The organism is Bradyrhizobium sp. UFLA06-24 (assembly GCF_054967145.1).
In genome coordinates, this window is sequence record NZ_JADFUE010000048.1 from 39,530 (window position 1) to 48,417 (window position 8,888).

Here is an 8,888-nt window from a genome sequence, read left to right on the forward strand (position 1 = left end):
TGGCGGCGGCCTCTCGATTGGTCCCGATGGCGGACAGTCCATTGGCCCCGGAGGCGGTTTGTCGATTGCTCCGGGCGGCGGTTTAGGACCTGATCGTGATTGGAGTCGAGGATTGGACCCAAGGACGATTGGCAAAGATGGCGACGATGACGACTAGCGCGCACGCCTGATCCAGAGGGCACCACGAGTAGTCCATAGGTGTGCGGTCGCTACACGAGATACCTGGCGACGCCATACGCCACACCCAAGAACACCATAGCTGCTGCCCCACATTCCAATGAAACGGCGACTCCGGCGAGGAAGACTGCGAAGACCGTGAGATAGACCATCGTTCGCTCCTGAGCTTACACGTGGGCTCGCGTGGGCCGCGGGGCGCGATCCAACATGTTCTTGACGCTCGTCGCGTACCATTGGCCGCCTCGCGGCGTCGCCACTCCGCGCGCGTTCAACGCCTCCGCAATTTCGCGCAAAGTGCTTGCACCGGCTTTCTGGGCTTCGCGGATGAGTGGGATCACGTTGGCCGCATGCTTGTCGGCTTCCGCCTTGATCGTCGCCACGGCGGTCGTCCGCGCCCTGTGCAGTTTGGGGTTTCCGAGCGACACGCCACGGGCCTTCGCAGCGGCAAGCGCTTGCCGAGTGCGGGTGGCGATCAGAGCGCGTTCCTTCTCCGCCAGCGCAGCAAATAGGTGGAGGACGAAAGGGTCCACGTCCGGACCAAGCTCCGCGACCAGGAATGGGACCTTGTGGGCCATAAGGCCCGAAATGAAATGAACGTCGCGGCTGAGCCGGTCCAGTTTGGCGACCGCCACGTGGCACTTGAGTTTGCGCGCGGCCGCGAGGGCCGTCCTGAGTTGCGGGCGGCGCTCCAAGGCGTCCGCTCCCTTTCCCGTTTCGACCTCTACAAACTCCCGGGCGACCTCAAAGCCTTCTGCGCTGGCGAAACGCCGGAGCGCTTCACGCTGAGCTTCGATGCCGAGCCCAGATCGGCCTTGCTGCGACGTGGATACTCGGATGTAGGCGACGAGTGCCCTTGGGGTCATGGCCGCGTTCCTAAGGTGTATAGAAACTATACGTCCATTTAGAATTTATACAACCGTTCTTACGGGTAAGATTTGAGAGCGGGGACAGCGCCGTGGTGTATTCTTCGTGGGGAATCGCCCGCTAGGAGTTCTGATGCCCACGCCCCAGGAGATTTTGGCGCAGTACGAGCACCTGGTGTTGCATGACGCAAACGAGGCAGCGACGCGTCTCAAGGTCATCAACGATGTGCTGTACGGTGTCCTGGGCTGGACGCATGCTGACATCGACCCGGAAGACCGCGTTTCAGAGGACGGTCAGACGACTTGGGCCGATTACACTATTCGGACCGGCATGACCGCCATGGTAGTTGAGGCGAAGAAAGTCGGAGTCACTTTCTCAGAGGTTCCGGACGTTCGCCGCGCGCAGCTCAGCCGCAAGCTCCTGACTGGCGCGACTGGGGACGCCATTATTCAAGCACGCGATTATGCGAGAAAACTCTCGATACCGTTCGCGGTGGTCACCAACGGAAACAGTTGGATCGTTTTCCCAGCAACAAGGATCGATCAAGTTCCGTTTCACGAGTCATCGGCGATCATTTTCAAAACGCTTCAATCGGCGCTGCACGATGACTATGCCGAGTTTCACGATCTGCTTTCGAGAGAAGCGGTCATCAACGGCAGCCTGGAGACCGAGCTGCTGGGGCGAATTGAAAATCAAGTTGATGATCGGCGATTAAATCGGTTCTTCACCACGAGCTTCTCCAAGATCAGCAGGCATAGCTTGTTTCCTCTGATCGAGGATGCTGTCACCACCGCCTTCACCGAAGACGTGGTGAATAACGATCCTGATTTGCTCGAAAAGTGCTATGTAAAGACGCCCGAGAGGGTCCGGTTTGATCACCGGATCAAGATGCACGTGGCGAAAAAGGAAGCGGTGACGGCAAAGGCGCCAGTCCGGCCAATGAAGGACAGTGACCGCGCCGTGACAGCCGTAGTACGGGATGCGGCCGCTCGGTCCCGGCCGGTCGCCGTGCTTGTGCTGGGACAAGTGGGCTCTGGCAAGACAACATTCCTAGAATTTACCAAGCGAGTTGGGGCCCGAGACCTTTTTGCACCGCATGCGGGGCGGGCGTATCCACACTGGTTATACGTGGACTTCAGGACGTACTCCGCAAGCCAAATTCCTCTGGATTTTCTCGCCAAGGAACTCAAAGAGCGTATAAACGCCGAGCCATATCTCTCGAATTACGACCGGTGCATTCAGCACGCCTACAAGGAAGAGATTGATGCGCTCTTCAAGGGACCGCTGTATCTTCTGGCGAACGACGAGGGCGAAAGAAAGCGGCGGATCTCGCACCTGTTGATGGCGGATTACGAAAGCACCTTGCCTTACGTCGAGAAGGTGCTGCGCTATGTCGCCAAAAACGTCCCTGTATTCCTGGTCATCGATAATGTCGATCAGTTCGAGGACGATGGGGTCCAAGCGCGCATTTTTGGCGACGCAATGGCGTTGGCTCAACGCCTCAAAATCAATCTGGTCTGTTCCATGCGTGAAGCAACCTACGTGCGCCATCGACATACGGCGGTGTTTGATGCCTTTGATTTTGATCCCGTTGCAATTGATGCCCCTGCGGTGCAGGCGGTTCTCTCGAAACGGTTCTTCGTTGCAAGGCAGCTTTTAGAAGGCCGATCGGCTAGCTTTACGGCTGAAAACGGGGCGGAGGTCCATCTTTCCAGTCTCGGCGTGGTAATCGATCTGGTTCAAATGTCAGTGCTTGGAACCGAACTCGGGAACCTGATCGAGGTCCTTGCAACCTCGGACATCCGCCTCGCTCTGCGGATGACCCGGGAATTTCTACAATCTGGCTGGACGGCGTCCGGGAAGGCGCTGCGGGTCTTTCAGTCCACGGGACGATACATCATGCCGCAGCACGAAGCGCTGCGAGCGATCATGCTGAGCAACCAGCAAGTTTACTTCGAGGAGTTTTCGCCGCTCGGCAATCCATTTGATTCAAGACTCGCCAAATCGGAGGCGCAACTTCTCCGCCTCTTTGTGTTGTCGGCCATCGTGAATTTAAGCAGCGAAAAGGCGTTTCGGCATCTGGAGGGGTCCGAAATCCGCAAGCATGTCCGGGAGATCGGCTTTGGTGACAACTTGATTGCGAAGGTGCTCTCTGACCTTTGCGAGTTGCGCTTCATCCACACGACCTCTCACAGTAGCCCTACCTTCGAGTCAAATTTTGTGGTGAGCCGCTTAGGCGGCCATATCGTCCGCACGTTCATCGCTAACTTCGTCTTCATCGAAAATGTCATGATGGACACCTTCATCTCGGACGAGGAGGTGTGGCTGGAGTTGAAGGGGCTGACCAACAAGATATACGCAGAGCGCAACACCATCTCTAAGCTGAAGCTGCGGAAGGAGAGGGCGCAAGCGTTCTTCGCTTACATGTCTGAGCTTTACACCAGTCTATATGAGGAGAGCATTCGTAGAGGGCTGCCGAAGGAGTGGTGTGCGCACCCGATGCGGAACATGCAGGCGGAGTTTGATAGCAACCTGAAGCGCGCGCTCGCATCAGCGCAAAGAAACTACGGGCCTTCGAGCGGCGCCGCTGCGGCAGCAAGCTAACTCCGCCTATTGCTACCGACACAAAACGGCGATCCAGACCGCACAGGTGAGCGGCATAAACTCTCAGTTTGTCAGTAAGTTTAGGGCGCTCGGGGGCAATCCCACCTAACTGTACGGCCCGGGCGAAGTCGCCGCCGGGGACTTAGTCGGGTGAAACTTGCCAAAGCGTTCGTATCCCGCTGGCGTCAATCCAGCGAATACCTTGGAAACCTCTTCAGTGCTTCAGCTAGATCGCTAGGGAGAGGTTTCGTATAGGATCGGCCGATAGTTGCGGGCGTGTGCCCTGTGATCGCGTCACTGTAACGCTCGTCTATCCCGACTCGTGCCGCTTGAGCCTTGAAGGTGTGCCGCCAAGCGTGGTTTGGGCTTACTTCAGGATCAGTGATGCCTAACGAACGAACCCAACTTCCGACTTGTGATCTCATGCGTTCAGCCGGGCTCTGTCTGGGGCGCGTCTTCCCGTTCTGCCGATCAGATCTGCGCAGATTGTAAAATAGCGGTTGTCCCTGCGCTCTTTCAACGAACTCAAGAAACCCTTGTGCCACGAGGTGCTCATGCAGAGGCACGGTTCGTGCTTTTCGCGTTTTGATCTTTCCTGCGGATGGTGTTAGGCGGGCGAAATATGCTCCGTCTCGATGCAGAATATCACTAGCCCGAAGCTGCGTAATTTCACCCGCGCGCGCTCCGGTATAGGCACAGATCCACGGCACCCAGCGCAAGGCCCGTTCTCGGTACGATTTGCTATCCTTGCAGCGTAGCGCGGCTGAGAGGATGGTTCTTACTTCCGAGTCATCAAACGCCTTCGTCTCACGTTCCGTGTTTTTCCGAGGCACGCTGATGCGCACCTCCGGAAAGGGATTGTTGTCCACCATCTTTTCCGCAACGCCCCACGCAAAAACCGTCTTCAGCGCCGTGCGCCATGCTGTCGCAACAGTGTTGGCCGACCGCTTGTCATTGATGAGCCCCTTCATCCACTCCTTGGCTCGGTCGTAGTTGATTTGCTTTACGTCAGAAAAATATCGGTCCGCTTCCTTAAAAACCGTTGCCCACCGATATACCGTTCCTTCCGCAGGCTGCACCGCCTTGATCCAAGCGTCGAATAGCTCCATTGCCCTCAAGGGCTGAGCCACATTGCGTTCTTTAAATTGCGGCAGGCTCTGCGGATGATCATCTGGAGAATAATCCCCGCCCGCGAGCGCCTCCAGCCGCTGAAGGGCTGGCAACACACTGTCACTCACGGCATCGATAAACAGGTCAGTTGAATCCGAAAACAAGCTGAGTTCCATTTCTCCTAGGAAAGCGGCCGTCTGTGCCACGCCCGCCATGTCGGGGCGTATCGCCTCTCGCACTTGCGGGTCCAATCGCCAGTCCCAATCCGGATCGTCGCCGTGGCTCCGCTCGTATTCTTGGGGTGCGTGCGGGCGGATAATGTTCCACAGCAAATTGTCCGCCAAGGTCCTCCAGTGGGCCGGTGTACGCAGGTCACGTTCATGCCGGTTGATGAACCAAGTGTACCACCGACCTGACAAGGCGTAGGCGTCGTGACGGGTGAGGGGCTGGGGGCCTTTCTTCTTGGCCGCTCTGAGGCGCCCGATGCGAGTCTCAACGTCTGCCAACCACTCGCCAAACCGCGCCCGGGCCTCGTGCTCGGAGGCCGAGTTTTCCAGACGGAACTTCTCTTCCCAGGCGTTCCCGTATCTCGCCGCGTATTCCGTTCGGATGTCCTTCGGAATCACCTTTCGGGCCACGTATGCGCCGGTCGAAGTCCGAGTCAGTCCAGCCATTGCCAGTGCCATTTTGTACGATGCCTTGTACCTACAAGCATCCAAATAGCATTGGCAATCAGTAAGTTACTGATTTCTCTGACCTCAGCGCCCCGGCAATTCGGATCGCTTAAGTCCCTCGCGTTCATGCGGGTGTGTCCGAAGACGCGAAGGTGGCCAAAGCGGTGATTTAGAGGGGGTTGGGGAATTGGCCGTTCGGGTCAGTGACCTTCCCTGAAGAGCAACTTGGAGGTTTAACATGAAGTTGGTTAAGAGCCTTTTGCTCGGCTCAGCGGCGGGTCTGATCGCCGTGGGCGGAGCGCAGGCAGCCGATCTCCCCGTGAAGGCCAAGGCGGTCGAATACGTGAAGATCTGCTCGCTGTACGGTGCGGGTTTCTACTACATCCCGGGCACCGACACCTGCATCAAGCTGGGTGGTTATCTGCGCGCTGAAGTCGCGCTGAACACCAACTCGGACTTCAGTGGTCAGCTCACCGGCAACAACGGCGCGCGCAACCGTCTGACGAACTACTACACCATCCGCGCTCGTGAAGACCTGAACATCGACACGCGCACCGCCACCGAATACGGCGTTGTCCGTACCTTCTTCGACGGCGTGTTCTCGTGGACGACCGGTAACTACAACGGTACCGGCAGCGCGTTCGGCGGCACCGCCTACAGCGGCACGCTGGCTCTGAACACCTCGGGTGCAGTTCCCGCTCTCGTTGGTTCCTCCATCAATGGCACCGACGGCAACACCTCGGCCGGTTCGCTCGGCGTGTACTACGCCTTCATCCAGTTCGCTGGCTTCACGATGGGTAAGGCCGTGTCGCAGTTCGACGCGCCCTGGACCAACTATCCCGGCAACAACTTTGACTCGCTCCCCGGCGGTTCCGGCACGGTCACTGGTGTCACGCAGTTCAGCTACACCGCTGACTTCGGGCAGGGCGTGACGGCTTCATTCTCGGCGGAAGATGCCACGGCTTACTATCAGGCCGGCAACCAGAACCTGACCGGCGCAAGCGTAGCCGGCATGGTCGGTGGCGCCTACGGCGTCAACGCCATCGGCGGTTCGCGTTCTCCGAACCTCGTCGGTGCGGTGCGTGTCGACCAGGCTTGGGGTCTGTTCCAGGCGTCGGTTGCGGCGCATGACAACCACGTTGCCTACTACGGCGCGACCGAGCCGACTGGCCACCCCGATGACAAGTGGGGTTGGGCAGTTCAGCTCGCTCTGTCGATCAAAAACATCCCGACCGGCGCGGGTGACACGATCAACGTGCAGGCGGTCTACACCGATGGTGCGACCCGCTACAACTTCCAGAACCTCGCGGGCAGCAGCTACTCGATGTTCTCGGGCGCGTCGACCGTGGGTTCTTACCAGAGCGTCGGCTTCGCCAATGCTCCGGATACGGTGTTCATCACCGGCGGTTCGCAGGAGACGGTCAAGACCTGGGGCTTCCGTGGTGCTTACACCCACAATTGGGATCCCTACTGGAACACCTCGCTGTACGGCGCTTACGCTCAGGCGCAGTTTGGCACCGTTGCCAAGACCGCGCTCTGCGGCGCCACTGGCACCGGCGGCGTGTTCGGCGGCCTGGCTGGCGTGACGGCTTGCAACCCCGACTTCGCAGTCGGCTCGGTTGGTGTCATCACCCGCTGGACCCCGGTCAAGAACCTCACGTTCTCGGCTGACCTCAACTGGCTCCGCGTCGACCAGAAGTATGCTGGCAGCTTCGCCTACGGCGGCTCCGGCACCACTGCCAAGCCGGCTGCGGTTTACGACCTCAAGGATCAGGACACGGTCACCCTGCTCCTGCGCGCTCAGCGCAACTGGTAAGTTCGGTCTAACGACCTGACAGAGAGCCCCGGCGGGAAACCGCCGGGGCTCTTCTTTTGGTAGGTTTGTCCGAATGGGGTACCCATGGCGGTCGACGCAAAGCTGTGCTCTGGCAAGGCCGCAAAGGCGACCTCGTGTCGGCCTTCGTGCGAAAAGGCCGCCGAGGAAAGCCTCCCCAAATAGTCCAAACCGAACCCATCGTTATTTCAGGTCGAGGGCTCTTCAATAATAGGAGCTCTCGATATCCGTCCAACCCCTCTCCATCCTGTTACTTCGGCACTCTTAGAGCATGTTGTTTTTGACTGGAATCGGGATTCCCACCGGGAACGATTTCTGATTCAACCTCGATGTTGGAGGGCGGAGGCCAGCATGGATGACGCGACCCTATTCGGAAGACATCCGGGAACGGGCTTTAGCGCGAGCTGACGCAGGGGAAACGGTTCGTTCGATTGCCGAGGCGCTCCAGATCAGCCCCTCCTGCGTGACGAAGTGGAAGAATCTGAGACGGGATACCGGAGGCCTGGCGCCCGGCCAGATCGGCGGCCACAAGAAGCGGGTTCTGTCGGATGCCAACGCCGACTGGCTGCGCAAACGCATTCGCTCGGGGCCATTCACCTTGCGCAAGCTGACGCAGGAGCTGGCTGCACGGGGGATCAAGACAGACGTGCGGGCGGTGTGGACTTTTGTTCACGCCGAGGGGCTCAGCTTCAAAAAAAGCTTCTACCAGCCGAGCAGGATCGCCCAGACGTCGCCCGTAAGCGGACCCGCTGGAAAGCGCATCAAGGCAGGAATCGACATTGCGCGGTTGGTGTTTATCGACGAGACGTGGATCAAGACCAATATGGCGCCGCTACGCGGCTGGGGCCTTGTGGGCAGCGCCTCCAAGCATCTGCACCTTTCGGCCATTGGCAGACCATGACCTTCATCGCGGCGCTGCGCCACGATCGGATCAGTGCGCCTTGGGTGATTGATGGCCCTATCAATGGTGAACTCTTCACGCTGTGCGTCGAAAAGGTGTTGGCACCCACCCTCGCACCGGGCGAGATCGTCGTTCTCGACAATCTTGGCAGCCACAAGGGCAAAGCGGCTCGCCAAGCTATCCGCGCGAGAGGCGCCCACCGGATCTTCCTGCCGCCCTACAGCCCCGACCTCAATCCGATCGAGCAGGTCTTCGCCAAACTCAAACATCTCATGCGAGCTGCGGAGCCCCGCAACGTGGAGGCAACCTGGAGAAAGGTTGGTGAACTCCTCGATCTCTTCTCCGAGGCCGAGTGCACCAACTACTTCAAAAACTGAGGCTATGTTTCCGTATAAAAACATCATGCTCTAGTAAGTCTTGAAGTGGAGAACGTTTCTGCAGCCGCTTACCGCGGCGCCCGAGAGAGAGCACCCGACATAGGGACCGTTGCTTGTCTTGGCGGCGGCTCGCCGAATAGGGGCGGCGCTCACTGACCCGGTCAACAGGGAAGCGAGAGTTAGAGTGGATGCTGCGAGCATCTTCATTGGCTTTCCTCCTTTTGTTCACGGGGAGGCTGGGGATCGCAAACGCCTCTCCCACGCACATGCGCCTACAGCGGGTAAACGTCGTATCCCCCAATCCATGCTATTTGGGTAGACGAAGCGCAGGAGCCCCTCTCTGGAGA

4 protein-coding genes and 1 pseudogene are annotated in these 8,888 nt (G+C 58.7%); 3 read left to right on the forward strand and 2 right to left on the reverse strand.

What is annotated here, in order from left to right; translation table 11 throughout:
• Nucleotides 1-344: 344 nt before the first annotated feature.
• Entirely contained in the window at nt 345-1,040 is a 696-nt protein-coding gene (locus IF809_RS28745) for a recombinase family protein (protein ID WP_462839227.1), read from the reverse strand.
• A gap of 133 nt (nt 1,041-1,173) precedes the next feature.
• Here IF809_RS28745 and IF809_RS28750 point away from each other — a divergent pair, with 133 nt between their 5' ends.
• Nucleotides 1,174-3,645 (forward strand): hypothetical protein, encoded by a 2,472-nt coding sequence (locus IF809_RS28750; RefSeq protein ID WP_462839228.1) that lies wholly within the window; start codon nt 1,174-1,176, stop codon nt 3,643-3,645.
• Nucleotides 3,646-3,830: 185 nt separating this feature from the next.
• On the opposite strand, the gene IF809_RS28755 is transcribed toward IF809_RS28750, so the two are convergent.
• Nucleotides 3,831-5,441, reverse strand: a complete 1,611-nt coding sequence (locus tag IF809_RS28755; protein WP_462839229.1) for a tyrosine-type recombinase/integrase — start codon at nt 5,439-5,441, stop codon at nt 3,831-3,833.
• A 226-nt stretch (nt 5,442-5,667) separates the two neighbouring features.
• On the opposite strand from IF809_RS28755, the gene IF809_RS28760 reads away from it, so the two are divergent.
• Nucleotides 5,668-7,245: a porin gene (locus IF809_RS28760; protein ID WP_453997393.1), complete on the forward strand. Its 1,578-nt coding sequence runs from the start codon at nt 5,668-5,670 to the stop codon at nt 7,243-7,245.
• A 373-nt stretch (nt 7,246-7,618) separates the two neighbouring features.
• Nucleotides 7,619-8,541 (forward strand): annotated as a pseudogene (locus IF809_RS28765) (IS630 family transposase).
• The last annotated feature ends 347 nt before the right edge of the window (nt 8,542-8,888 follow it).

Bases quoted from the DNA above. Each gene is read 5' to 3' on its own strand.
- IF809_RS28755 (WP_462839229.1), bottom strand. From the start codon at position 5,441: ATGGCACTGGCAATGGCTGGACTGACTCGGACTTCGACCGGCGCATAC.
- IF809_RS28760 (WP_453997393.1), top strand. From the start codon at position 5,668: ATGAAGTTGGTTAAGAGCCTTTTGCTCGGCTCAGCGGCGGGTCTGATC.
- IF809_RS28750 (WP_462839228.1), top strand. From the start codon at position 1,174: ATGCCCACGCCCCAGGAGATTTTGGCGCAGTACGAGCACCTGGTGTTG.
- IF809_RS28745 (WP_462839227.1), bottom strand. From the start codon at position 1,040: ATGACCCCAAGGGCACTCGTCGCCTACATCCGAGTATCCACGTCGCAG.